Below are 25,933 nucleotides of genomic sequence, written 5' to 3'. Positions count from 1 at the left end.
CCGTTCTGCTCAGTCGATCACCGGCGGAGCAACACGACGGTTGCTCTGCCAGGTCTCTTCGTCCTCGGTCAGGTAATCGGGGCGTTCGCCGCCACCCTCTTCGTCCCGGCGCCGACCCGGAGTGTGCGCACCCGCGCCAACAGCGCCGTTGCGCACCAGTCCCGAACCGCCCTGGGTGAACGGCTGGCCACCGGTGATCGGGCGACCGGCCGCAGACTGACGCCCTCCGACAATGCCTCCCGGCTCCGAGGCCAGTCGACGTCCTGCCGCCGCTCCGCCCGCGCCACCGCCGTGAGCGCCGCCGCCCATCCCGCCACCCATGCCGCCACCCATCGGGCCGCGGCCCATGCCGCGGCCGGCCTGAGCGCCTTCGCCGATGACCGTGCCGCGCGGGATACCCGAGCTGGGGCCGTTGGACGTCACAGGACGACCGCCCGTGATGCCGGTGTCACGCGGGGGCATGCCCGGCGGCATGCCGCCGACCCTGCCACCCTGACCGCCGGGACCCGTCAGGGTCGGGTACGGGCCGAGGCTGGGGCCCGTGCCGAGCCCCTTCACGCCGCCGACCGGCGGGAGACCCATGGGCGGGACGAAGGGGCCGGGGGTGGGACCGACGGGGCCCGGGCCGGTGGGCAGCGGCCCACCGGGCGTGGTCGTCACCGGCGGCACGGTCCGGTCCGGGAGCGTGCCGACGGAGTCGAGGTCCACGTCCACGTTACGGTCCGGGATTCCCGGCACGGACACCGACGGGACCGTGTTGTCAGGCTTCGGCTGGTGCCCTGGCACCCACCCCGGCTCGTTCGCAGAGCCGCTGCCACTCGGTGCCGCCGACGATCCGTAGGAGGAGCCTCCTGTGTAGCTCCCCGATCCGGAACTACCCCCCGAGCGGGCCATATCGGTATCGCCTGCGACCCCCTCCGGCACGAGCACCTTCGGCGGCGGCGGGAACGTCGGGATCGGCGCCTGCTCCATCTGCTGGGACGAAAGGTCGTACCTGCCGGCCAGCTTGGTCATCGCGTCCACGGCCCGCGCGTGGTCCCCGCTCAGCTTCGACCAGGCCTCCTGGCCGAGCTTCACCGCATCCGGGTCGTTGTGGTACTCGCGGGACGTCGCGAGGTTCTCCTTGAGGGTCGCCTCGGCAGACGCGTTGTACTTGGGCATAGCGCCCTTGCCGTCGTCGGTCGGCTTCACCTCACGCATGACCTGAGCCGTTTCCGTCATGGCCTTGCCGCCCGCGGCGCTGTACTCGGCCAGCACCAGCGTGGCACTGCCCGCCTGGTTGACCCAGTTCTGGAAGGCCTCGGCCGCCTCGCCCTCCCAGCCCTTGACCTTGTGGTCCTTGAGCTTGTTCCCGATCTCCTCGATCGTCGTGGCGGCATTGGTGAGCTGCGTTCCGCAGTTACTGGCCTTGTCAGGGTCGATCGCAGCGATCATTGCGTACAGCTGCGCGTGCGTGTAGCCCTCAAACTCGCTCATCCGAAATCGACGCCCTTCTTGCCGTTCGGCTGCGGACTGTTCGGCGTGTCCTGCGGCCTGCTGCCCATCTTGTCCGCGTACGGGTCACGCTTCGGGACGTAATCGGCGTGGGCCTGCTTGGAGATGGCGACCATGCGCCGCTTGGTCTCCTCGTCCACCTCGCTGTAGCCGCCCCCCGCGGACTGGATGGCGATGCCCAGGGCCTCGATCTGCATCCCCAGTCCCTTCGAGAGCTTCTGCAGCTCCGTGTGGACGGTGTTGTACGCCTTGTAGAACTTGTCGGCCTGGGCGAATCCGTGACCCAGCGCGGCCGCCGGCAGGGTTTCGTCCGCCAGCTTCCCGTGGTGCGCCGGAGACTCCTGAAGCTTCTTCAGGAGGTCGTCCACCAGGATTTGATAGTCCTTCAGGTCGTCGTACTGGACCCGCAGCGCCGCGGCGATCCCGCTCGCCACACCCGCCGCTGCGATGCCGATCCCGAACAGACCCAGCCCGTTGTCCTCTGCCACGATGGCCTCCCCGACTCCCCGTCTCCCCGTAGTAGCGGCGCAAGCACCGCTACCGTCCCCGTTCGCACCCGTTCGCACCCGTTCCCACGAGTTCGCACGCGCACGTGCGTACTCTCACCGATCACTCTAGCGACCGGCGCCGACAGTCCCAAGTCCAGGGTTGCACGTGCAATGCGGGTCACACGGTCACGAGTTGGGTACAGCCACCGCCGCCGAGGGCCTGATCGGGAGCCTGTTGACCGGTCGGCCCGTGGCCGCCCGTACCGCCGAGGCTACCGCCGCGGGCGTCGTCACCACAGGGATCGCGCTCGCCGCCTTCGCGCCGAAGGGCGCCACCACGTCGCGCTCCTCGACCAGTTTGACGATGCGGACGGTCGGGGCGTCCAGCGACGTCGGCAGGGCGTAGCCCGTCAGGTCCGGGTGGCGGACCAGGCCGGAGACCGTGCGGAGGTTCTCCGTCAGGGCCGCGCCCATGCCCTGGGTGACGCCCGCTTCGATGCGGGCCTCCAGCTGACGGGGGTTCAGGATGCGGCCCACGTCCTGGGCGACCGCGAGTTCCACGACCCGTACCGAGCCCAGCTCGATGTCCACGTCCACCACCGCGCGGATCGCGCAGAAGGCGAGGCCCACGAACGCGTCGCCCTGGCCGTCCGCGTCCAGGGGTTCCGTCGGGTGGGGGCGGCACTGGGCCGTCGCCCAGAGCTCCTTGCCCGCCATGGCCTCCGTGACGGGCATCGAGAACGCGCCGTCGTACGACGTGATCCGGCCGTCCGCGATCTGGAGCAGCTCCGTCGACATGCCCAGCTTGTGGGCCATGGGCTGGAGGAGTTGGGTGCGGACCATCTTCGCCGCGCGCTCCACCGCTCCGCCCGACACCCACGTGTGCCGGCCGTGCGCCGACGGGCCCGCCGGCGGCTGGTCGGTGTCCACGGGGGCCACCGCCACCTCGTCGACGCCCAGGACCTCCTGGACGATCTGGCGGGCCAGCGTCGCGAAGCCCTGGCCGGTGTCGACGGCCGCGCAGATGACCGTGGCCACGCCGTTGACCACCTTCACGGTGGCCGTGGAGACCTCGTCGGTTCCCTCCGCGCCCAGCATGTGCACCATGCCGACCCCGTAGCCGACCCCGCGCCGTACCGCGCCCGGCTCGCCCGCGCCCTCCGGGCCGCCCGGGAGCAGCCACTCGTCCTCCGGGGTGTCCTTCGGGAGGGCGGGGAGCTCGAAGTCGCGGACCGCGCGCAGCAGTTCGGCCACGGGGGCCGGGCAGGTCACCGTCTGGCCGGTGGGGAGCAGGTCTCCCGTCGCCAGGACGTTGCGCATGCGCAGTTCCGCGCCGTCGATGCCGAGGGCGGCCGCGAGCTTGTCCATCTGGCCCTCGTACGCGGCGCACACCTGCATCGCGCCCTCGCCGCGGACGTGGCCCGACGGCGGGTTGTTGGTGCGTACCGCCCAGCCCTCGACGAAGGCGTGCGGGACCACGTACGGGCCGCAGGCGAAGGCCACCGCCGCCGCCAGGGATTCCGAGGAGGCGTCGGCGTACGCGCCGGCGTCCATCAGGATCTGTGCCTCGACCTTGACCAGCCGGCCGTCCGCGTCCGCGTGGTGGCGGTAGCGCAGCAGGGTCGGGTGGCGGTGGGTGTGGCCGAGGAAGGACTCCTCGCGGGTGGCGGCCAGCTTGACCGGGCAGCCCGTCCGCAGGGCCAGGAGGCCGAGGGGGAGTTGGAACGCCGCGTCCTCGCGGTCGGCCGTCGCGCCCGGCACGCCGGTGACGACCACGCGCACGCGGTCCGGTTCCAGGCCGAAGCAGGCGGCGGCCAGGTCGCGGTCGACGTGCGGGTCAGTGGACGCGGTGTACAGCTCCACGCCGCCGTCGGGGCGCGGTACGGCCAGCCCGGCCTCGGCGCCGATGGGGGCGGGGTCCTGGCGGCCGATCCGGTACAGGCCCTCGACGACCACCTCGCCGGTGGCCTCCGGGTCGCCGTAGCGGAGCGGGATGTGCCGGATCAGGTTGCCGTCGGGGTGCAGCGGGGCGGCGCCGAAGGACTGCTCCGGGTCGGTGACCGGGTCGAGGAGTTCGTACTCGACGGCGATCGCGGCCGCGGCGAGCCGCGCCGTGTCCGGGTGGTCGGCGGCGACAGCCGCGATGGGCTCGCCGTGGTGGCGTACGACGTCGTGCGCGAACACCGGCCGGTCGGCGATCCGGCGGCCGTGCGTGGTGGCGCCGGGGACGTCGGCGTGGGTGACGACGGCGCGCACGCCCGGCATCTCGGCGGCGGCGGTGGTGTCGATGGAGAGGATCCGGGCGTGGGCGTGCGGGGAGCGCAGCACGGCGGCCCACAGCAGGCCCTCGGCCCACAGGTCGGCGGCGTAGGGGAAGGTGCCCTCGGTCTTGGCGCGGGTGTCGGCGGCCGGGACGGAAGCGCCGATTCCGCGCGGTACCCGGTGCTCCTGCTCCGAGGCCTCGGCCGGTGCGGCCAGTGCCGTCACCGTCGTGCCGACCGTTGTCGTCGCCGTCGCCGCGTCCTGCCCGCTCACGCCGTGCCTCCGTGGTGGATGCCGCCCTCGCCGGGCGCTGCCTGGTGCGGGATGCGGGGCTCCGGCGAAGCCGCGGGCTCGGCGGCCGCCGCCTCGCGCTCGGCCACGACCTCGCGCACGGCGTCGATGACCCCCGAGTAGCCGGAGCAGCGGCAGAGGTTGCCGCACAGCGCCTGCCGGGTCTCCAGCTCGCTGGGGGCGTGATTGCCCTCAAGCAGGTCGTGGATGGTCATGGCCATGCCGGGCACGCAGAACCCGCACTGCACCGCACCCGACCTGCACAACGCCTGCTGCACGTCCGAGAGTTCCCCGCCCGTCGCGAGACCCTCGACGGTCCGGACTTCGCTCCCGGCGGCCGTGGCGGCCGGCACCAGGCAGGAGGCAACGAGCCGGCCGTCGACCTGCACGGCGCAGGCGCCGCACTCGCCCTGCGAGCAGCCGTCCTTGGCGCCGGCGAGGCCGAGGCGCTCGCGCAGCACGTAGAGGAGGGACTCGCCGATCCAGGCACCGGTGACGGGGCGGTCGGCGCCGTTGACGCGCAGGACGTAGGAGGCGTGCGGGTGCTCGTGGTGGGCGACGGCCTCGGCTGCCGCTTCTTCTTCGTACGTCGCCACCTCAGCCGGGAAACCTTCGGCGGTACCCGCGTCCGGGAGTTCCACACCGCTGTCGGCGGTGTCCTCACCCGGAGTACGGCCGGCCGGGATCTCCCCCGGCACCGGGGCGGCCTCGGCGAAGCCCCGCCCGTCCGTGTCGGCGGGCTCCGGCGCGGGTCCGGCGGATTCCGCGAAGGCGTGCCCGTCGGTATCGGCGGGCTCCGGCGCGGGCTCGACGGCCAGCGCCTCGGCGACCCGCGCCTCGGCGGGCGCCGCCTCGGCGCGCACCCCACCGAAGAGGTCCAGGCCGCCGGAAACCACCGCCTGCTCGGCGGCGGCGGCGACATGCTCGGCGGGCGCGGCGGGCGCGACGGTCTCGGCGGGCGCGGTGGGCTCAGCGGCCTGCGCCGGCTCGGCGCTCCCGCCCGCTTCGACCGCGTGCCCGAAGGCCATGAAACCGTGCCCGTCGGTACCCGCGGCCTGCACCGGCTCGGCGTGCCCGCCGGCAAACCCCGCGTGATCCACGTGCCCGACCGGCCCCGCGTACTCCGCGTGATCGGCTGCGCCGCGGACGTCCTCGGCCTGCTCCGCCGCCGGGCCGTGCGCGGCCTCGATGTCGTGCGGGGCCGGATGCGCCGGCTCGCCCTCCGGGAGCGGGGTGCCCACACCGGGGCCGCCCAGCACGCGCGGCCCGCGTCCGAGGGCGCCCACTCCGGGCCCCCCGAGCAGCCGCCCGGCGGCATGCGCCGTGGCGGCGGCGGCCGCCGCGTCGTCCGTGCCCGGCAGCACGCCGGCGTTCGGGTCCCCGGCGGGCTGCTGCGTCAGGTAGGCCCACGGGGCCGGGGCGCCGCCCGGCAGCGTCGCCGGGGCCTGGCTCCAGTCGGCGTCCAGCGCGCTCGGCCGGAAATCACCCTGCGCCTCGGGAACGGCCCACTGCCCTGTGGCCGAAGACGCATCCGAATCCGTCGCAGCCGCACCCTGCGGCTCCTGCGCCACCTCGGGGAACCGCCACTCGGCCGTAGCCCCCGGATCGTGCACGGGCGCTGCCACCGGCTCCGGCTCAGCCTCGGCGAACGCCGCCGCCACCGACGCCGGAATCGGGATCGACGCCGGAATCGGCCCGCCCACCGACGCGGACCCCGCGCCCGCCGCGGGCGCCTGCCCGGCCGGAGCCGAACCCGGCGCCTCGGGCCACTGCACCGGGATGGTCCACGTACCGGTGGCCGACGGATCCGTGCTGGCCGAGCCGAGCGGGACGATCATCGGCGGCGGCACGTAGCCGTGGCCGGGCGCCGCGAGGGGCTCGCCGGTCCCGAGCGCGTCCAGCATGTCCTGCGGCAGTTTCACGAAGGCCGTGGCGTCCGAGTCGTACTCGCCGCCCTGCGGGACGGGTTCCCAGCCCCAGCCCGCCGTGCCGTTCCCCTGGGTCACGTTCTCGTTCTCGTTCTCGCTCATGAGGTCAGCGCCCTCCCCAGGGCCCTGCGTGCCAGCACGGCCACCGTCCGCCGCAGATGCAGTACACCCGGAGCCACCGGTTCCCCCTGGTCGGGCACACAGGCGGCCGCGACGTACTCGCCGAAGGCCTCCAGCGCCTCGGGGGCCAGGCTCCGCTCGCCGTCCCAGTCGATCAGCGAGGCCACCCACTGCTCGGCCTCCAGCGGCCGCAGCGGCATCGGGGCGACCGCGCCGATCGCGCAGCGCACGCCCCGGCGCGCGGGGTCCAGTACGAGCCCCACGGACGCCACCGCGCGCCCCGGACCCGTACGCCCCGTGGCCTTCAGGAACACCTGCGGCGCGTGCAGCAGCGGCACCCGTACGAAGCCGATCAGCTCACCGGGCCGCAGCATCTCCCGGCCGGCCAGCAGGTGCGACACCGGGATCTCGCGCCGGCCTCCCGGCCCGACGATCACCAGTACGGCCTCCAGCGCGGCCAGCACGGGCAGTGCGTCACCCGTGGGCGCGGCCGTGGCGATGTTCCCGCCGAGGGTGCCGGCGTTGCGGATCTGCGGGGGCCCGGCGGCGCGCGCCGCGGCCGCCAGCGCGGGGATCAGGGCGGCGAAATCCGGCCGCCCCATCCGTGCGTGGGTGAGGCCCGCGCCGAGCAGCGCGTGGCCGTCCTGGTACTGCCAGCCGCGGATCTCGTTGATCCGGCCCAGGCTCACCAGCGCGGCGGGCCGCAGCAGCCCCGCGTTGACGGCGGCCATGAGGTCGGTGCCCCCGGCGACGGGAACGGCGGCGGGCATGGCGGTGAGCGCCGCCACGGCCTCGTCCAGCGAGGCCGGCAGCGTCACGGACTGCGCCGCCTGCGCCCCGTGGGCCCGCTGAGATGAATCCTGTGCGTGCGGTGCGTGCGGTGCGTGCGTGGTCAACCCAGCTGCCCCTTCCCGATGTCCCGGTCCCGGCGCTCACGCCTGTCCGCCGTACGGTACGTGCTCACCGCCGGGAGGTGGCAACTCTGGCACATCTTCCGGACCGCCCGGCGCGAGGGTCCGCCGGGTGCCCCCCTGCGCACCCCGCCCCGCACACCTCCCACAGATCGCCCGTTTTTCCCCGTATAACCGGACATCTAGATAGAGTTCCGGTTCCCTTCGTCATGCGTTCGGGGGCTCGCCCTCGATCGGGCGTCCGAGCACCCCGGGCCGCCGCTGCCACGGCAGCGGGCCGCCCGGCGGCCGGTAGCCGACCCCCAGCGCGTCCAGCCGCCCGCAGTGCGCCGTCACACGCCCCTCGAACCCCGCGAAGTCCCGCCGCTCCGGCTCCGGCAGCCGCGACCACACCACCTCCGCGAAGGCCGCCAGCCGCGGGAACACCTGGTAGTCGACCCGGCTCTGGTTCTCCATCACCTCGGTCCACACGTTGGCCTGCGCGCCCAGCACGTGCGCGGCGGCCTCCGGCGACAGCTTCGCCGGCACCGGCTCGAACCGGTACACGTCCTCCAGCGAACGCACGTACCCGATGGGCACCGGCTCGTCCCCGCCGCCCGCCTGGCGGTGGTCCAAGTACACCTGCTGCTCGGGGCACATCACCACGTCGTGCCCGGCCTCGGCGGCGGCGACGCCGCCCCCGTAACCGCGCCACGAGGACACGGCCGCCCCCGGCGCGAGCCCGCCCTCCAGGATCTCGTCCCACCCGATCAGCCGCCGCCCGCGCTGCGCGAGCCAGCCGTCGAAGTGCCGGATGAACCAGGACTGGAGCCCGTCCTCCCCGTCCACCCCCAGCTCGCGGATCCGCTCCTGCGCCGCCCGGGAGGCCTGCCACTGCGCCTTGGGGCACTCGTCCCCGCCCACGTGCACGAAGGGCGAGACCTCCGCCGGGAACAGCTCCAGCAGCTCCTCGAAGACCCCCTCGTAGAACCGCAGCACCCCCTCGGTCGGCGCGAGCACGTTCTCGGTGATCCCCCAGTCGTCCCACACCTCCAGCGCCGAGGTGTCGACCACGTCCGTGTTCCCCAGCTCCGGGTACGCGGCGATCGCGGCCTGCGAATGCCCCGGTACGTCGATCTCCGGGACCACCCGTACGTGCCGCTCGGCGGCGTACGCGACGATCTCGCGGATGTCGTCCTGGGTGTAGTAGCCGCCGTGCGGGGTCTCGTTCCACAGCGGCGAGGCCCGGTGCCCCCACCGGCTGCGCGCCCGCCACGCGCCGACCTCGGTGAGGCGCGGGTGGCGCTTGATCTCGATCCGCCAGCCCTGGTCGTCCGTCAGGTGCAGGTGCAGCACGTTGAGCTTGTGCGCGGCGAGCAGGTCGATGTAGCGCAGCACCCCGTCCTTGGGCATGAAGTGCCGGGCGACGTCGAGCATCAGCCCGCGCCACCCGAAGCGGGGGCTGTCGGCGATCCGCCCACAGGGCAGGCTCCACGCGCGCCCGGGCAGCGGCGCCTTGCGGTAGGCGTCCGGCCCCAGCAGCTGACGCAGCGTCTGGAAGCCCCAGAACAGCCCGGCCTCGCTCGCACCCACCAGCTCGACGCCCGTGGCGTCGACCGTGATCCCGTACGACTCGGGCCCCGGCCGCTCCGCGCCCTCCGGGTCCAGGCGCAGCGTCACGTCCGCGGCCGCACCGGGCCCGGCGGCCGGCAGGCTCCAGCCGGTGGCCGCACCGAGCTCCCGGCGAAGCAGACGCGCCACGCCCTGCGTGCCGGGACCGGCCGCGAGGGCCGGCTCGGGGCCGAACTCGTAGCGGAGCCCGTCCTCGTCGAAGACGGCGACCCGGGGTGCGGGGATCAGGTCCATGCGTCAGCCCTTCGCAGCAGCCTGTTGCACCCTGCGCAACACCCGTTCCACAGAGCGCTCGTCGCGCCGACCCTAGTACGCAGAAGGCCCCCGCGGCGCGACAATGCGCGCCCCGGGGGCCTTGGTCCTGCCAGGAGGGGTTGGACCTACTGGTCCTTGCCGCCCTTGTCCTTGTCCCCACCGGGGCCCATGGACTCGTAGATCTCCTTGCACATGGGGCAGACCGGGTACTTCTTCGGGTCCCGACCCGGTACCCAGACCTTGCCGCAGAGCGCGACGACGGGGGTCCCGTCGAGCGCGCTCGCCATGATCTTGTCCTTCTGGACGTAGTGGGCGAAGCGCTCGTGGTCGCCGTCACCGTGCGACACCTGCGGCGTCGGCTCTACGAGGGTTCCCGTGCCAGTCCCGCGCTCGGGCTCAAGAGTGCTCATGGACCCAGGGTACTTAACCGCGCGCCCGTCAGTTGAGCGACGGGTCGTCCGGATAGGTGGCGACCATCGCGAGTTCGCTGCGCTGGCGGCGCAGCACCGCCCGCCACAGCCGTTCCGGATCCGGGAAGGACACGTCGCCGGGCTCCGACTCCACCACGTACCAGGCGCCGTCGCCCAGCTCCGCCTCCAGCTGGCCCGGGCCCCAGCCCGAGTAGCCGGCGAAGATCCGCAGGCCGCCCAGGGCCGCGGCCAGCAGTTCCGGCGGCGCCTCCAGGTCGACCAGCCCGATCGCCCCGTGCACCCGGCGCCAGCCGAGGGGGCCCTCCTCGCCCGGGATGACGGCCAACCCGAGCGCCGAGTCCAGCGCCACGGGCCCGCCCTGGAAGACCACGCCCGGGGCGCCGGCCAGGGGCGCCCAGGGCAGCAGGACGTCACCGACTCCCACGGGAGTCGGCCGGTTGAGGACCACGCCGAGCGAGCCCTGCTCGTCGTGGTCGAGCAGCAGCACCACCGCGCGGTCGAAATTCGGGTCCGCGAGGGTGGGGGTGGCCACGAGCAGCCGCCCTGTGAGGGAGGACACCTCGGTCATGCCGCCATGATCCCGCACATTCGCCGATTACGGGGAGCGGGCGGAGAGATCGGATCGTACGCAGCTCAGGGCGCACGGCAGCAGGAAGGAGCGCGCACGGACGGCCCAACGGGACACCTCGCCGGAACGCAACGCTCCGCCATGTGGTCGGTACGGAGGGTGTTGTGCCGAATTCATGACAGTCCTACGGCCACGTCTGCCTTACGAACAAGGGGGTGGTGGCCCTTACCCTTTTCCCTGGCCCCCTGCCCACCCCACTCCGGAACGCGAGATTCATGACCGGCACAGACGATGTCCTGCTTGTCCACGGCGGTACCCCGCTTGAGGGCGAGATCCGTGTCCGCGGTGCGAAGAACCTCGTGCCCAAGGCCATGGTCGCCGCTCTGCTCGGCAGCGAACCCAGCCGGCTGCGCAACGTTCCCGACATCCGTGACGTGCGGGTCGTGCGCGGGCTGCTCCAGCTGCACGGCGTGACGGTCCGTCCCGGCGAGGAGCCGGGCGAGCTGGTGCTCGACCCCACCCACGTCGAGAGCGCCAACGTCGCCGACATCGACGCCCACGCGGGCTCGTCGCGCATCCCGATCCTGTTCTGCGGCCCCCTGCTGCACCGCCTCGGCCACGCCTTCATCCCGGGCCTCGGCGGCTGCGACATCGGCGGACGGCCGATCGACTTCCACTTCGACGTGCTCCGCCAGTTCGGCGCGACCATCGAGAAGCGCGAGGGCGGCCAGTACCTGGAGGCCCCGCAGCGCCTTCGCGGCTGCAAGATCCGCCTGCCCTACCCGTCGGTCGGCTCGACCGAGCAGGTGCTGCTGACGGCCGTCCTGGCCGAGGGCGTCACCGAGCTCAGCAACGCCGCGGTGGAGCCGGAGATCGAGGACCTCATCTGCGTCCTGCAGAAGATGGGCGCGATCATCTCCGTCGACACCGACCGGACCATCCGGATCACCGGTGTCGACCGCCTCGGCGGCTACAACCACAAGGCGCTCCCGGACCGCCTGGAGGCGGCCTCCTGGGCTTCCGCGGCCCTGGCCACCGGCGGCAACATCTACGTGCGCGGCGCACAGCAGCGCTCGATGATGACCTTCCTGAACACCTTCCGCCGGGTCGGCGGGGCGTTCGAGATCGACGACGACGGCATCCGCTTCTGGCACCCGGGCGGCCCGCTCAAGGCCATCGCGCTGGAGACCGACGTACACCCCGGTTTCCAGACCGACTGGCAGCAGCCGCTCGTGGTGGCGCTGACGCAGGCCTCCGGCCTGTCGATCGTCCACGAGACGGTCTACGAGTCGCGGCTCGGCTTCACCTCCGCGCTCAACCAGATGGGTGCTCACATCCAGCTGTACCGGGAGTGCCTGGGCGGCTCGGCCTGCCGTTTCGGCCAGCGCAACTTCCTGCACTCGGCGGTCGTCTCCGGCCCCACCAAGCTGCAGGGCGCCGACCTGGTCATCCCCGACCTGCGCGGCGGGTTCTCGTACCTGATCGCGGCGCTGGCGGCCGAGGGCACTTCGCGGGTCCACGGCATCGACCTGATCAACCGCGGCTACGAGAACTTCATGGAGAAGCTCGTCGAGCTCGGCGCGAAGGTCGAACTCCCGGGCGGCGACCTCGTCTGAGCCGTACCGCGTCCTGCCGTACGGACTGAGCCCCCCGGGCCCCCGCAAGGGCCCGGGGGGCTTTCCCGTGCCTCCTGGGCCCGTCCAGGGGCCGTGCGGGCCGTACGGGGCCCTGCGCAGGGCCTGCACGGGCCTGCACGGGCCCGCTCCCGGCCTGCGCGGCCCCGCGCCCGCCCCGGACCGGCCCAAAACCGGCCCCGGACAAGGCAGAAGGGCGGCCGCCCCTCCTGGGGTGACCGCCCTTCGCCGTACTACGTATTACTGCGCACTGCTGCCGTTCCAAAGGCCGGTGCGGCCTTCGGCGCCGGGGGCAGGACTACTTGCCCTTGGCGGCTTCCTTGAGCTTGGAGCCCGCGGAGACCTTCACGCTGTAGCCGGCCGGGATCTGGATGGGGTCGCCGGTCTGCGGGTTGCGCGCGGTGCGAGCGGCACGGTGGGTGCGCTCGAAGGTCAGGAAGCCGGGGATGGTGACCTTCTCGTCGCCCTTGGCGACAATCTCGCCGACGGTCTCGGCGAGCGCGGCCAGAACGGCGTCGGCGTCCTTGCGGGTCACCTCGGCGCGCTCGGACAGAGCGGCCACCAGCTCACTGCGGTTCATGTTGTACTCCCGTGTTCAACTTGCCTTAGAGGCGTGAGATCGAAGCCGATGCTGCCAGGGCCCTAGGACAGTCCCCGGACCCGGGTCTGAACGTCAGACCCTCTCGCCCGGTTACGCATCCTGCCCCCACCAGCGGCGGGAAAGCCAATCCGGCACCCGCCGGGGTCACACGAAAAGCGCCACAGTCACCCAGCGGTGACGCTCCGTCCACGCCCTCGCTCACACGCCGCTGCGGACCGCGGACCTCGCGGGCATCCCCGCAACCCTAGAGGCGGCCCGCCGGGCCCGCATCTCGCGACGCGCCGGGAGCGGCAGTCCGTGAGGGCGGTCACAAGGACCGCCCCACCGGCTTCGCGTCGGCTCTCAGCCCGCCGAGGCGGCCTTGCGGACGGCGCCCGCGACCGCGCCCGCGACCTTGTCGTTGAACACCGACGGGATGATGTAGTTCGCGTTCAGCTCGTCCTCGCCGACGACGTCCGCCAGGGCGGCCGCGGCGGCCAGCATCATGTCGGTGTTCACCGTGCGGGACTGGGCGTCCAGCAGGCCGCGGAAGACACCCGGGAAGACCAGCACGTTGTTGATCTGGTTCGGGAAGTCGGAGCGTCCGGTGGCGACGACGGCGGCGGTCTGGCGGGCGACGGCCGGGTCCACCTCGGGGTCCGGGTTCGCGAGCGCGAACACGATCGCGCCTTCGGCCATGGCGGCGACGTCCTCGCCGGAGAGCACGTTCGGGGCCGAGACGCCGATGAAGACGTCGGCGCCGACCACGGCCTCCTTCAACGTGCCCGTGTAGCCCTCGGGGTTGGTGTTGTCGGCGATCCAGCGCAGCGGGGAGTCGGGGGCGGCGTCGACGAGGTCGGGGCGGTCCGCGTGCACGACGCCGTGGATGTCGGCGCTGACGGCGTTCTTGACGCCCGCCGCGAGGAGCAGCTTGAGGATGGCGGTACCGGCCGCGCCGGCGCCCGACATGACGACCTTGACGTCCCCAACTGCCTTGCCCACTACGCGCAGTGCGTTGGTGAGGGCGGCGAGCACGACGATCGCGGTGCCGTGCTGGTCGTCGTGGAAGACGGGGATGTCGAGGGCCTCGCGCAGGCGGGCCTCGATCTCGAAGCAGCGCGGCGCGGAGATGTCCTCCAGGTTGATGCCGGCGAAGCCCGGGGCGATGGCCTTGACGATGGCGACGATCTCGTCGCTGTCCTGGGTGTCGAGGCAGATCGGCCAGGCGTCGATGCCCGCGAAGCGCTTGAAGAGGGCCGCCTTGCCCTCCATGACGGGCAGCGCGGCCATCGGACCGATGTTGCCCAGGCCCAGTACGGCGGAGCCGTCCGTCACGACTGCGACGGAGTTGCGCTTGATGGTCAGGCGGCGCGCGTCCTCGGGGTTCTCGGCGATCGCCATGCACACGCGGGCCACGCCCGGGGTGTAGATCATCGAGAGGTCGTCACGGTTGCGGATGGGGTGCTTGGACGCCATCTCGATCTTGCCGCCGAGGTGCATCAGGAAGGTGCGGTCGGAGACCTTGCCGAGGCTGACGCCCTCGATCCCGCGCAGCTTCTCGACGATCTCGTCCGCGTGCGCGGTGGAGGTCGCGGCGATGGTGACGTCGATCCGGAGCTTCTCGTGGCCGGAGGCGGTCACGTCGAGGCCGGTGACCGAGCCGCCGGAGGACTCCACGGCGGTGGTGAGCTGGGAGACCGCGGTTCCGCTCGCGGGCACTTCCAGACGGACCGTCATCGAATACGAGACGCTGGGCGCCGTTGCCATGGCCGTGTTTCCTCTTCTGTCCCTGGTTCCCTGTACACGCAGGGCCCGCTACACACCAGGTGTTGCAGGACCTGTTGTCCGATCGTCCCACCTACCAGCCAGTACAAGGTAACCAGCTACAAATTTCGGAAAGACTCTTCCACCATACGAGATTGCACGGGTGTTCGGAATGGTGGGTCCATACGAAACAGGTCCGCGCCCTCCACTGGTGGAGGGCGCGGACCTGGTGATGCACACGTATATGACACCGACCCGCCATGCTCGCCTCGCGGCAAGTGGTCGCTCTAAGCGACGAAGGTTGGGCCCGGGGGCTTGGATCGAGTCGGTGCCGTACCCAGGCTAACAAAGGATCGCCGGAACGGGCCCCCCTGCTCGAAGTCGGTTCAAAAGCACCACGCTCCTGGCCGCGGACCATACGGCCCTACGAAGCCCGCCCCCGGGCACCGCCTACGGCAGCAGCAGCTCCGGCACCCCGTCCGCGTCGGGCTTGTCCCGGTCTGCCGAGACCACCGTCAGCTGCTGCGTCGCGCGCGTCAGCGCCACGTACAGCACCCGCAGGCCCGCCGGGGACTCGTCCGCGATCTCCGCCGGGGAGACGACCACCGTGGCGTCGTACTCCAGGCCCTTGGCCTCCAGGCTGCCCAGCGCCACCGCCCGCCCGCCCAGGTCGGCGAGCCAGCCCGCGGCCTGCTCGCGCCGGTCCATGGCCACGACCACGCCGACGGTGCCGTCGACCTGCTCCAGCAGCCGCCGGGTCTCCTCCCGGACCGCGGAGCCGAGATCGCTCCCGGCGGCCGTGAAACGGGGCTCCAGGCCCGTGGAGCGCACCGCCGTGGGCGGCTCCATCCCCGGCATCGCCAGGCGCAGCACCCGGGACGCGACCTCGGCGACCTCCGCCGGGTTGCGGTAGTTCACGGTCAGCGTGAACCGCCGGCGCGGCCGGCTGCCCAGGGCCTCGTCGCGGGCCGCGGCCGCCTCCTCCTGGTCGGTCCAGGAGGACTGCGCCGGGTCGCCGACCACCGTCCAGGTGCCCATCCGGCCCCGGCGGCCCACCATCCGCCACTGCATCGGCGTCAGGTCCTGGGCCTCGTCCACGATGACGTGCGCGTACTCGGTGCGCTCCGCCGCGAGCCGCTCGGCCCGCTCCCACTGGGTCTCCTCGCGGGTCGGCATCAGTTCCTCCAGCCCGCTGAGCTGGTCCAACGGGTCCATCTCCCGCTTGCGCTTGGGCCGGGCGGGGGCGCCGAGCAGCAGCTGGAGCTCGTCGAGCAGCGCCACGTCGTGCACCGACAGCGGGCCCTTGCCGTCCGGGCCCACCCGGCGCAGCGAGCGGGCGAGCTGGCGGATCTCGCGCTGGTTCAGGTCCCGGCGCGCCCAGCGGCCCAGGTGGCGCTCGTCGGCCAGCGCGGCGAGCACGGCGCGCGGGGTGAGCTCGGGCCACCAGGCGTTCAGGAAGCCGATGAAGGCGTCCTCGGTGGAGATGTCCTCGTCGAAGGCGGAGCGCAGCTCGGCGGCCAGCTCGGGGTCGCTGTGCCGGCCGGCGCCGCCCGACTTCGCGTAGAGGGCGTCGAGCAGCAGCTTGCGGGCGCGCGGGCGCAGCAGGTTGACGGGGGCGGTGCCGCTGAGCACGTTCTGCCGGATCCGGTTCAGCTCGTCGGCCTCCAGCTCCTGGCGGCGGCCGAAGGCCACCACGCGCAGCCGGTCGGGGGCGCCGCCGAGCTCCAGTGCGCCCCGTACGGCCTTGCGGAGCACCTTGAGCATCCGGGAGGTGCCCTTGACGCGGGCCACGGCCGGGGAGTCGTACGTGGTGGCCTCCGCGCCGTCGACGAGCGAGCCGAGCGCCCGGATGGCCACCTGGCCCTCCTCGCCGAGGGAGGGCAGCACGCCCTCGGTGTAGGCGACGAGCAGCGGCGTCGGGGAGACGATCAGGATGCCGCCGGAGTAGCGGCGCCGGTCCTGGTAGAGCAGGTAGGCGGCGCGGTGCAGGGCGACGGCGGTCTTGCCCGTGCCGGGGCCGCCGGCGACCTCGGCGACGGACGCGGCGGGGGCCCGGATGACCAGGTCCTGCTCGGCCTGGATGGACGAGACGATGTCGCGCATGGAGTGCGTACGGGCCCGCCCCAGGGCGGCCATCAGCGCGCCGTCGCCGATGGCGGGGAGCTCCTGGCCGTTCAGGGAGGCGGTGACCTCGGGACGCATCAGGTCGTCCTCGACGCCCAGCACCTTGCGGCCCTTGGAGCGGATGACGCGGCGGCGCACGACGCGGCCGGGGTCCTTGGGCGTGGAGCGGTAGAACGGCGCGGCGGCGGGCGCGCGCCAGTCGATGACCAGCGGCGCGTAGTCGGAGTCGAGGACTCCGATGCGGCCGATGTGCAGCGTCTCGGCGATGTCGGCGGTGAGGTCCTCGCGGATCGCGTCGTCGGCCGGCTCGACCGAGGTGTACGCGCCGTCCGGGCCCTTCTCCCCGTCCTTGCCGAGCACCAGGTCGATGCGGCCGAAGAGGAAGTCCTCGAACTCGTTGTTGAGCCGGTTCAGGTGGATGCCCGCCCGGAAGACCTGCGCGTCGCGCTCGGCGAGCGCGCCGGGCGTCCCCACCTGGCCGCGCTTGGCGGCGTCGTTCATGAGGAACTCGGCCTCGTGGATCTTCTCCTCAAGGCGTCGGTACACCTGGTCGAGATGCGTCTGCTCGACCGCGATCTCCCGATCGCGGACGGAATCCGCCGTGCTGTCGACAGCGGCATTCTGCGCGGCCACCAAGGCCCCCTTCTGACGTGCATGGGCGACCGTCAACCGTACGCGAATCGGGCCCCTGTCCGCACGCCCGTTCCGGAACCGGGGGGTGCCTTGCCGGTCAGCGGGTCACGCGGACCCGGCGGCCAGGGCCCGGCGGCGGTGCCGGGCGACCCGCTCCCGGTTGCCGCACAGCTCGCTGGAGCACCAGCGGCGCCGGTGGCCGCGGGAAGTGTCCAGGTAGACCCGGGTGCAGCCGTCGCCCTCGCAGGCCCGCAGCAACGCCAGGTCGCCGGGGTCGGTGAGCAGCTCGACGGCGTCGCGGGCCACGGCCGCGAGCAGCGCCCCGCACTCCACACCGCCGCACAACTCCCGTACGAGGTGCCCTTCTTGGTCCCGTACGGCACACAGCCCGGGGGGTGGTCCGGCAGCCAGCGCGTTGACCCGGGCCAGGGCGCTCTCGTCGGGATCGCTCCCGATCAGCTCGGCCCGTACGAGGGTCTCCACGTCGGCGCGCAGGGCCCGGAAGGCGGCGGCCCAGTCGGGCCCCACCCGGGCGAGCGGAGTCCGGTCGGGCACCAGCCCGGCCCCGGCGAGCCAGAGCCGCAGCGCGTCGCCGTCCCGGATCCCCTCGCGGGGGGCGAAGGTGGCCACCAGGTCCAGGCAGACCCGCCCGCAGTCGAACCGCATGCCGTCAGCCTCCCGTCGTGGGGTGCCGTACCAGATTGCCGCCCGGCGGGTCGCAACGGAAGCCCCCGAACCGGTGGGGCTCCGGCTGCCACATCCAGCCTCGTCGGCGTTTGAGGCGCGGGGTGTGGGGCGGAGCCCCAGCAGCGGCGCGGGCGCCGAACCGCTTGGTTCCGGATGCGGCACCGTTGCCGGGGGCGCTGCTCCCCGGACCCCCGCGCCTCAAACGCCGGCGAGGCTGGAACGGTGCGGCGGGGCTAAAGGGGCGGCGGGTCGTCGTGCAGCAGCCGCTGGAACAGGCAGTGGTCGCGCCACTCACCGTTGATGTGCAGATAGCGCGGCGCGAGTCCGAACTGCTCGAAGCCCGCCTTCGCCAACACCCGCTGCGAGGCCAGGTTGTCGACCAGCGTGCCCGCCTCCACGCGGTGCAGGCCCACCTCGTCGCGGGCGATCCGGCAGACCTCCTTGGCCGCGGCCGTGGCCAGTCCCTTGCCGTGCCAGGCCGTGTCGACCCAGTAGCCGAGCCCGCCGCTGCTCAGCGGCCCGTGCTGGATGTTGCCGAGGTTGATGGTCCCCAGCGGCGCACCGTCGGCGAGGTCCACGAACACGTACGGCAGCAGCCGCCCGGCGGCCTGTGACTCGAGCTGCTGCTCGATCCGCTCCCGCTGCGCCGCCTCGGTGTAGAACGCGTCCGGCCGGAAAAGACCCGGCTCCGTGGGCGCCATGTACGCCCGGTTCCGCGCGAACGCCTCGGCCAGCCCGGCGGCGTCGCCCAGCGCGACGCCCCTCATCTCCACCCCGTCAATGATCATCCCCGCACGCTAGCCGAGGACCCCCCGGGCCGTCACCGCATCGAGCGGGAGCTCCCCGTACTTGGCTTCGCCGCCCGCGTCCAGCGACAGCCGGTAGCCGCGCTTGACCACCGTCTGGATCAGGTTCGGCGCTCCCAGGGCCACCCTCAGCCGGGCCATCGCCGTCTCCACCGCGTGCTCGTCGCGGCCCGCGCCCGGCAGTGTCCGCAGCAGGTCCGCCCGGGCCACCACCCATCCCGGCCGCCGGGCCAGCGCCCGCAGCAGGGCCATGCCGGCCGGCGGCACCGGCCGCAGCTCCTCGTCCACCAGGACCGCGTGGCCCCGGATCTCCATCCGGTGCCCGGCCACCGGCAGCACCCGGGCCCGGCCGGGCAGCTCCTGGCAGAGCAGCTGCACCAGCGGGCCCAGCCGGAACCGCTCCGGCTGCACGGTGTCCACCCCGTGCGCCTGCAACGGCAGCGCGGTCATCGGCCCGACGCACGCGGACAGCACCCCGCCGCGCAGCGCGTCCAGCACGGCCTCCCGTACGCCCCGCTCCTCGGCCCGCGACAGCAGCGAGGCCGCCGCCGGCGCCGAGGTGAAGCTGACGGCGTCCACCGCGCCGCAGGCGATCGCGTCCAGCAGCCGGTCCAGCGGAGCGAGGTCCTCCGGCGCCATCCACCGGTACACCGGGACCACGACCACCTCGGCCCCGCCGGCCCGCAGCGCCTCGACGAAGCCGGGCAGGGGCTCCCCGTGCAGCTGGAGCGCGATCCGCCGCCCGGCCACCCCGGCCGACAGCAGCCGCTGCAGCACCTCGGCGAGCGATTCGGACTCCGGGGACCAGGTCTCCACGAGCCCCGCGGCCCGGATGGCCCCCTTCACCTTCGGCCCGCGCGCCAGCAGTTCGGTGGCCCGCAGCCGTTCCAGCAGTTCCTCGCCGACCCCCCACCCGTCGGCGGCCTCGATCCACCCGCGGAAGCCGATGGCCGTGGTGGCCACGACCACGTCCGGTGCGAGGCCGATCAGTTCCTTGGTGGCGGCCAGCAGCTCGCTGTCGTCGGCGAGCGGCACGATCCGCAGCGCCGGGGCGTGCAGCACCGCCGCTCCGCGCCGCCGCAGCAGCGCGATGAGTTCGTCAGCCCGCCGGGCGGCGGTGACCCCGACGGTGAAGCCCGCGAGCGGGCCGGTCTTCGTGTCGTCCATCGTGACCTGCCTACTGACGCATGGGGGGGCGGTACGGGTGAACCGAGAGTGCCAAGGCGGCATGTCGGTCTCGGTTCACCTGTATTTCGCCCCGGTTACACCGACGTGAGCTGCGGCTTCGCCTCGACCCCGGCCGCAGGGACCACCGCGGCGGCCGGCCGGCGAAGGTATACCGCCCACGTCACCGCGCAGCACAGGGCGTAGAAGCCGAGGAAGGTGACGAAGGCCGCCGTGCCCGAGCCGGAGGTGCGGAACGCCTCCCGGAAGACCAGGTTGATGCCCAGTCCGCCGAGTGCGCCGACCGCCCCGATCAGTCCCATGGCGGCGCCGGAGAGCCGCCGCCCGTACGCCGCCGCGGCCTCGCCGCTCATGCCGCGGGCGAGCGCCTTGGCCTGGAAGATGCCCGGGATCATCTTGTACGTCGATCCGTTGCCGAGGCCGGAGAGGACGAACAGCGCCACGAAGCCGACGAGGAACACGGCCAGCGAGTGCCGCTGCGAGGCGAACACGACCACTCCGGTCGCCGCCGCCATCGCCACGAACGTCCCCAGGGTGATCCGCGCCCCGCCGAACCGGTCCGCCAGCGCCCCGCCCACCGGCCGGATCAGCGATCCGAGCAGCGGTCCGATGAAGGTCAGCGAGGCGGCCTGGAGCGGGGTGCGCCCGAACTGGGTCTGGAGGACCAGTCCGAAGGCGAAGCTGTATCCGATGAAGGACCCGAACGTCCCGATGTAGAGGAACGACATGATCCAGGTGTGCGCGTCCTTGACCGCCTCGCGGACCGCGCCGGTGTCGTTGCGCACGGGCGCCAGGTTGTCCATCCGTGCGGCCGCCAGCCCGGCCGCGATCACGATCAGCGGGATGTAGGCGCCGAGCAGGAGCCGCGGGTGCGTGGCCCCGGCGGTGGCGATGACCAGCAGTCCGGCCAGCTGGACCACCGGCACGCCGATGTTGCCGCCGCCGGCGTTCAGGCCGAGCGCCCAGCCCTTCTTGCGCAGCGGGAAGAAGGCGTTGATGTTGGTCATGGAGGAGGCGAAGTTGCCGCCGCCCACCCCGGTGAGGGCGGCGACGAGCAGGAAGGTCCCGTACGAGGTGCCGGGCTCCATGACCACGATCGCGGCCACTGTCGGGGCGAGCAGCAGCAGCGCGCTGAAGACGGTCCAGTTGCGGCCGCCGAAGCGGGCGACGGCGAAGGTGTACGGCACCCGCACGAGCGCGCCGACGAAGGTGGCGGTCGCGATCAGGAAGAACTTCCCGGCCGGGTCGATGCCGTACTTGGGGCCCATGAAGAGGACCATCACGGACCAGAGCGACCAGATGGAGAACCCGATGTGCTCGGAGAGCACGGAGTAGACCAGGTTGCGGCGGGCGACCCGCTCCCCCGTTTCCTTCCAGAAGGTCTCGTCCTCGGGATCCCACTGCTCGATCCAGCGGCCCCCCTTGCGCGGTGCGGTCGTACCGGTCATCACACGCCTCCACAGCTGTCGCGTCCGTGGTGACGACCGTAGGAAGGGCGCGTTTCGGCCTCGGTCCCCGCCGGATGACCGCCGGGAAACCTTGCTCTCACCCGCCGCCCGGAGCGTGTGTGAGCCCTGCCGGGAGCCGGCTGCCGGGCGGCGGTTCCAGCCATCGCCGCTCGGTGGCCAGGGAGGCGGCGGCGGCGCGCAGGGCGTCCAGTCCGGGATGGCCGAAGCCCTTGCGCCACACCATCGACAGCGGCGACAGGGGCACGGGATCGGTCAGCGGCCGCTTCACGCAGCCCGGCATGTCGAGGAAGTCCACGGTCGCCAGCACCGGATTGCCGGTCTTGGCCATCACCCGGCTGAACTCCTCCTTGCCCACCGCCACCGGGGCGGGCGGCGCCATCTCGATGCCCCGCCCGGCGAACAGCTCGCGCGCCAGCCCCGTCCACTCCAGGGTCCGCGGGTTCCCGGCGCCCGCGTACACGGTCTCCCCGGCCAGCGCGTCCAGCGGTACGGCCTCCCGCGCGGCCAGGGCGTGCCCCTCGGGCAGCAGGACGGCGAGCGGCTCGTACCGTACGGGCAGCTGCGCGAGCGGCGCCCGCAGCGCCGGGTCGAGCCCGTCGGCGTACCCGAAGGCGACGTCGAGCCGCCCGGCCGCGATCTCGGCGGCGGCGTGGGTCAGCCCGCTCTCGAAGCGGGCCATCAGCTCGCAGTCCGGGGCGAGTTCGCGGGCCCGTTCCAGGACGACGCGGCCCGTACTGGGCCCGGCCGTGTTCAGGTCGACCAGGAGCGGGCGGGGGGCGGTGAAGGCGGCGGCCAGCTCCTCGTGCGCGGCCAGCACGCGGCGGGCCGGCGGCAGCAGCCGCTCCCCGTCGGCGGTCAGCTCGACGGCGCGGGTGGTGCGGACGAACAGCACGGCCCCCAGGGCCTGTTCGAGCCGGCGGATGTCGCGGCTGAGCGCCTGCTGGGCGACGTACAGTCGGGCGGCGGCGCGGGTGAAGTGCAGCTCCTCGGCGACGGCGACGAACCCGCGCAGCAGTCGGGGGTCCACATCGCGGTGCATCATCCCCGGAGACTAACAACACAACGGCATGAATGGGCTCCGAACAGGTGTTGGACGGTGCACCCGGTCCCGTCCGAGGGTGGTCCTCATGCCCCTCATGTCCGTCACCGGCAACACCCTCGTCATCGCGGCCGCTCCCACCCCCGCCCGTACCGCCGGCCGGACACCCGCACCCGGCCCGTACCGCCGCCTGTTCACCCTCCCCGGCACCCGCGGATTCACCGCCGGGAACCTCATCGCCCGGCTCCCCATGGGCATGTTCGGGATCAGCGCGGTCATGATGATCGCCGGCCAGCGCGGCTCGTACGCCCTCGCCGGCGCGGTCACGGCGACCGGTCTGGCCGCCACGGCGCTGGTCGCGCCCTGGACCGCCCGGCTGATCGACCGCCACGGCCAGGCCCGGATCGCCGTCCCGGCCACCCTGATCGCGGTCCTCGGCTCGGTCTCGCTGATCGTGTGCGTCCGTACGCAGGCCCCCGCCTGGACCCTCTTCGCCTCGTACGCGGCGACCGCCACCACCCCCAACATCGGCGGCATGTCCCGCGCCCGCTGGACGCACCTGCTGCGCGACTCCCCCGCCTCCCACCACACGGCGATGTCCTTCGAACAGGCCGCGGACGAGCTGTGTTTCATGCTCGGCCCGGTCGTGGCGGCCTTCCTGTGCACCGCCGTCTTCCCCGAGGCGGGCACCCTCGCCGGCGCGGCCCTGCTGCTCACCGGCATGCTGGTCTTCACCTCCTGCCGCTCCACCGAGCCCCCGGTGACGACGGCGCCCCGGCGCGGCTCGCCGCTGCGTGCCCTGAGCCCGCTGCTGCCCCTCTTCGTCGCCACGGGCGTGGTCTTCGGCTCGATGGAGGTCACCTCGATCGCCCACCTCGACGCCCAGGGCCTGGGCGCGGCCTCCGGCCCGGTCCTGGCCCTCCAGGCGGCGGGCTCCTGCGTGGCCGGCCTGCTCTACGGCACCCTGCGCCCCCGCTCGCTGAAGGCCTGCGTGTGCGCCCTGGCCGTCCTGATGGCCCTTCCGTGGGCCGCGGCGGCCACCGGCTCCGTGCCCGCCCTCGCCGGCGCCCTGCTGCTGGCCGGCATGGCCACGGCCCCGACCATGGTCACGGCGATGTCCCGCGTGCACGCCCTGACCCCGCCGGGGCGCCTCAACGAGGGCATGACCCTCGCGGTCACGGCCATCTTCGCGGGCATCTCCGTCGGCGCGGCCACCGCCGGCCGGGCGGTGGAGAGCCTGGGCACGACCGCCGCCTACGGGGTGCCGGCCGCGGCCGCGCTGCTCGCGCTGGCGACGGCCGCGGCGATGCGCATCCGTCCGGCGGCCGAGTGATCGCGCCCGCGTGGGCGCCGTTCCGCCGGCGGCGGCCCGCCGGACATGACAAAGGCCCCGCAGCCGAGAGGCCGCGGGGCCTTTGCCCACATGGGATGAGTGGAGATGGCGGGAATCGAACCCGCGTCCAACGGTGCAGAAGCAGGGCTTCTCCGAGCGCAGTCCGCTGCGCTTTTCTCAGCCCCGGAGATCACACGGACAAGTCTCCGACGGGCTCAGTCACTGTTTGATTTCCCTCCAACCCCCGTGACCGGGGCTAGAGGTTTAGATCCCTTGTTGACGCCAGGATCCGGACCGGGACCACTTCCGGGCTGACGCTCCTCACAGAGGCTTCAGCTCACTGTTATTAGGCAGCGAGGGTGAAGCGGGAGTTATCGCTCTTGGAGTTGGCGATTATTGTTTGCGACATATGGTTAGCGAGATCATTGCCGCTTCCTCGGCTCGCTTCCCCTGCATCGACATCCGCTGTCGAAACCGATCATCCCCATGTTTCACGCTATTCAATTAGATGCTGCACAAAGTGCTCCACCCGCAAGCGGGGGGTGCTGACGCCATGGTACGCGAAGTGGACCACTGCGTGCCAGAAGATTAAACCGTGCCCCGCTGCTTGCGCCGCACGGCCGAGATCGCCCGGTTCGTCTCGCGGGTGTCCTGCTTCTCCCGCAGCGTCTGCCGCTTGTCGTACTCCTTCTTGCCCTTCGCCAGCGCGATCTCGACCTTCGCGCGGCCGTCCTTGAAGTACAGCGAGAGGGGCACGATCGTGTGACCCGACTCGTCCGCCTTGCGCTCCAGCTTGTCGATCTCCTCCCGGTGCATGAGGAGCTTCCGCTTGCGCCGGGCGCTGTGGTTGGTCCAGGTGCCCTGGCTGTACTCCGGCACGTGCACGTTGTAGAGCCACGCCTCGCGGCCCTCCACCGACACGAAGCCGTCCACCAGCGAGGCCCGGCCCTGTCGCATGGACTTGACCTCGGTGCCCGTGAGTACGAGACCGCACTCGTAGGTGTCGAGGATCGTGTAGTCGTGCCGCGCCTTCTTGTTCTGGGCGATCAGCTTGCGCCCTTTTTCCTTAGCCATAGTGCGGTCATTTTCGCACTACGGACCCACCCCGAGGCCACCCAATACTGTGGCGGCCCGTTCCTCGGCCCGCTCGCCCGCCGGCAGGTCCGGGGTGATGCCGCTGCCGTCCAGGCTGCGGCCCGCCGGCGTGCGGTACGTGCCCACCGTCAGCTCGGCCACCGAGCCGTCCGGGAGCTCGGTCGGCATCTGCACCGAGCCCTTGCCGAAGGTCCGGCTGCCCACCGCCACCGCCCGGCCCCGGTCCTGGAGGGCGCCCGTCACCAGTTCGGCCGCGCTCATCGTGCCGCCGTCGACCAGGGCCACCAGCGGCCGGGTCGTGTCCCCGCCCGGGGCCGCGTAGAGCGCGCGCTGGTCCCCCCGTACGTCGTACGTCGCCACGAGCCCGCCGTCCAGGAAGGCGGAGGCGGCCGTGACCGCCTCGGCGACCAGCCCGCCCGGGTTTCCGCGCAGGTCGAGCACCACCCCGCCGCCGGGCGGGGCCGCGCGGACGGCGTCCTTGACCCGCTCGCCGGAGCCGCGGGTGAAGGAGGCGACCTTGATGACGGTGACGCCGCCCGCGAGCTGCCGTACGGTCACCGGCTCGGTGCGCAGCTGCTCGCGGCGGACGGTCTCGGTGAGGTCCGCGCCGTCCCGGCTCAGGTTCAGCACGACGGGGGTGCCGGCCTCGCCGCGCAGCAGGGAGACCACGTCGGTCACCGCGAGGCCGGTGACGGCGTGCCCGTCGACGCTCAGCAGCCGGTCCCCGGCGCGCAGTCCGGCGCGGTCGGCGGGGCTGCCGGGCTGGACCTTGTCGACCTTGATCGTGCCGCCCGGGCCGCGCTCGGCCCAGACTCCGACACCGGTCCACTGGCCGTCGAGGCGCTCGCTGAAGGCGGCGTACTCGCCCTGGTCGTAGACGGTGCCCCAGCGGTCGCCGCTGCGGCTGACCACCTCCTGGGCGGCCTTCTTGCCGGACTTCCCCTCGGCGACGGCCTCGGCGGCGGCCCGGGCGACCGCGTCGCGGTCGGCGGTGCCGGTCTCGCGGGGCGCGGCGGGCGCGGGGGCGTCCGTACGGGTCGCCGCGGCGGCGCCCCCCTCGCGGTCCCAGCAGCCGGTGCACGCGCCGGCGGCGACGGCGGCGAGGAAAGCCAACGTCAAAACGGCCCCGCGACGCAGGTCGCGGGGCCGGAGACAGAAGGCGGGCAGACCCGGCATGGCGCCGAGTCTAGGACAAGCCCCGCGCCGGTACGGATGGTTGACCGGA

General features: G+C 73.1%; 20 protein-coding genes and 1 other RNA gene. 2 read left to right on the top strand and 19 right to left on the bottom strand.

What is annotated here, in order from left to right:
* Positions 1–9: 9 nt before the first annotated feature.
* The 8 genes from ACZ45T_RS29290 to ACZ45T_RS29255 form a co-directional block, all read right to left on the bottom strand.
* The gene (locus ACZ45T_RS29290; RefSeq protein WP_468446480.1) at positions 10–1,476 is read right to left on the bottom strand and encodes a WXG100 family type VII secretion target; all 1,467 of its coding nucleotides are present in this window, start codon (positions 1,474–1,476) and stop codon (positions 10–12) included.
* A complete protein-coding gene (locus ACZ45T_RS29285) occupies positions 1,473–1,982 on the bottom strand; it encodes a hypothetical protein (RefSeq protein ID WP_468446478.1) in 510 nt (169 codons plus the stop codon). The genes ACZ45T_RS29290 and ACZ45T_RS29285 overlap by 4 nt, the downstream gene beginning before the upstream one ends.
* A 186-nt stretch (positions 1,983–2,168) precedes the next feature.
* Positions 2,169–4,469, bottom strand: coding sequence for a xanthine dehydrogenase family protein molybdopterin-binding subunit (locus ACZ45T_RS29280; protein WP_468446526.1), 2,301 nt, complete (start codon positions 4,467–4,469; stop codon positions 2,169–2,171).
* Positions 4,470–4,513: 44 nt separating this feature from the next.
* A complete protein-coding gene (locus ACZ45T_RS29275; RefSeq protein ID WP_468446476.1) occupies positions 4,514–6,565 on the bottom strand; it encodes a 2Fe-2S iron-sulfur cluster-binding protein in 2,052 nt (683 codons plus the stop codon).
* Positions 6,562–7,479: an FAD binding domain-containing protein gene (locus tag ACZ45T_RS29270; RefSeq protein WP_468446474.1), complete on the bottom strand. Its 918-nt coding sequence runs from the start codon at positions 7,477–7,479 to the stop codon at positions 6,562–6,564. The genes ACZ45T_RS29275 and ACZ45T_RS29270 overlap by 4 nt, the downstream gene beginning before the upstream one ends.
* 222 nt (positions 7,480–7,701) lie before the next feature.
* Positions 7,702–9,339 (bottom strand): beta-N-acetylhexosaminidase, encoded by a 1,638-nt coding sequence (locus ACZ45T_RS29265; RefSeq protein ID WP_468446472.1) that lies wholly within the window; start codon positions 9,337–9,339, stop codon positions 7,702–7,704.
* Between the two features lie 146 nt (positions 9,340–9,485).
* Positions 9,486–9,770, bottom strand: coding sequence for a DUF3039 domain-containing protein (locus tag ACZ45T_RS29260; protein WP_063754862.1), 285 nt, complete (start codon positions 9,768–9,770; stop codon positions 9,486–9,488).
* A 28-nt stretch (positions 9,771–9,798) separates the two neighbouring features.
* Entirely contained in the window at positions 9,799–10,359 is a 561-nt protein-coding gene (locus ACZ45T_RS29255) for a YqgE/AlgH family protein (RefSeq protein WP_468446469.1), read from the bottom strand.
* Between the two features lie 275 nt (positions 10,360–10,634).
* Between ACZ45T_RS29255 and murA the strand changes: the two genes are divergently transcribed.
* On the top strand, positions 10,635–11,975 hold the full coding sequence (gene murA, locus ACZ45T_RS29250; protein WP_326590227.1) for a UDP-N-acetylglucosamine 1-carboxyvinyltransferase: 1,341 nt from the start codon (positions 10,635–10,637) through the stop codon (positions 11,973–11,975).
* Positions 11,976–12,291: 316 nt separating this feature from the next.
* On the opposite strand, the gene ACZ45T_RS29245 is transcribed toward murA, so the two are convergent.
* The 8 genes from ACZ45T_RS29245 to ACZ45T_RS29210 all read right to left on the bottom strand — a co-directional run bounded on the left by ACZ45T_RS29245 (position 12,292) and on the right by ACZ45T_RS29210 (position 22,283).
* Positions 12,292–12,573, bottom strand: coding sequence for an HU family DNA-binding protein (locus ACZ45T_RS29245; RefSeq protein WP_007264399.1), 282 nt, complete (start codon positions 12,571–12,573; stop codon positions 12,292–12,294).
* Between the two features lie 363 nt (positions 12,574–12,936).
* Positions 12,937–14,340 carry an NAD-dependent malic enzyme gene (locus ACZ45T_RS29240; protein WP_468446467.1) on the bottom strand — a complete coding sequence of 468 codons (1,404 nt, stop codon included), beginning with the start codon at positions 14,338–14,340 and terminating at the stop codon, positions 12,937–12,939.
* A gap of 447 nt (positions 14,341–14,787) precedes the next feature.
* Positions 14,788–17,094, bottom strand: coding sequence for a HelD family protein (locus ACZ45T_RS29235; protein WP_468446465.1), 2,307 nt, complete (start codon positions 17,092–17,094; stop codon positions 14,788–14,790).
* 105 nt (positions 17,095–17,199) lie between these two features.
* Positions 17,200–17,760, bottom strand: coding sequence for a CGNR zinc finger domain-containing protein (locus ACZ45T_RS29230; RefSeq protein WP_468446463.1), 561 nt, complete (start codon positions 17,758–17,760; stop codon positions 17,200–17,202).
* A 254-nt stretch (positions 17,761–18,014) separates the two neighbouring features.
* The gene (locus ACZ45T_RS29225; RefSeq protein ID WP_468446461.1) at positions 18,015–18,569 is read right to left on the bottom strand and encodes a GNAT family N-acetyltransferase; all 555 of its coding nucleotides are present in this window, start codon (positions 18,567–18,569) and stop codon (positions 18,015–18,017) included.
* A gap of 9 nt (positions 18,570–18,578) precedes the next feature.
* The gene (locus ACZ45T_RS29220) at positions 18,579–19,754 is read right to left on the bottom strand and encodes a uroporphyrinogen-III synthase (protein ID WP_468446459.1); all 1,176 of its coding nucleotides are present in this window, start codon (positions 19,752–19,754) and stop codon (positions 18,579–18,581) included.
* 95 nt (positions 19,755–19,849) lie between these two features.
* A complete protein-coding gene (locus ACZ45T_RS29215; protein WP_468446457.1) occupies positions 19,850–21,220 on the bottom strand; it encodes a nitrate/nitrite transporter in 1,371 nt (456 codons plus the stop codon).
* A 97-nt stretch (positions 21,221–21,317) separates the two neighbouring features.
* On the bottom strand, positions 21,318–22,283 hold the full coding sequence (locus ACZ45T_RS29210; protein WP_468446455.1) for a LysR family transcriptional regulator: 966 nt from the start codon (positions 22,281–22,283) through the stop codon (positions 21,318–21,320).
* A 94-nt stretch (positions 22,284–22,377) separates the two neighbouring features.
* Between ACZ45T_RS29210 and ACZ45T_RS29205 the strand changes: the two genes are divergently transcribed.
* Entirely contained in the window at positions 22,378–23,613 is a 1,236-nt protein-coding gene (locus ACZ45T_RS29205) for an MFS transporter (protein ID WP_468446524.1), read from the top strand.
* A 97-nt stretch (positions 23,614–23,710) separates the two neighbouring features.
* On the opposite strand, the gene ssrA is transcribed toward ACZ45T_RS29205, so the two are convergent.
* The 3 genes from ssrA to ACZ45T_RS29190 form a co-directional block, all read right to left on the bottom strand.
* Positions 23,711–24,099: a transfer-messenger RNA gene (ssrA, locus tag ACZ45T_RS29200) on the bottom strand.
* A 102-nt stretch (positions 24,100–24,201) separates the two neighbouring features.
* Entirely contained in the window at positions 24,202–24,687 is a 486-nt protein-coding gene (gene smpB, locus ACZ45T_RS29195; RefSeq protein WP_393748020.1) for an SsrA-binding protein SmpB, read from the bottom strand.
* 18 nt (positions 24,688–24,705) lie between these two features.
* Positions 24,706–25,884 carry a S41 family peptidase gene (locus tag ACZ45T_RS29190; RefSeq protein WP_468446453.1) on the bottom strand — a complete coding sequence of 393 codons (1,179 nt, stop codon included), beginning with the start codon at positions 25,882–25,884 and terminating at the stop codon, positions 24,706–24,708.
* Positions 25,885–25,933 lie beyond the last annotated feature (49 nt).

This window comes from Streptomyces sp. NPDC030995, assembly GCF_055571215.1.
The sequence above is the reverse complement of the archived record's forward strand: the minus strand, read 5'-3'. Positions and strand labels throughout refer to the sequence as shown.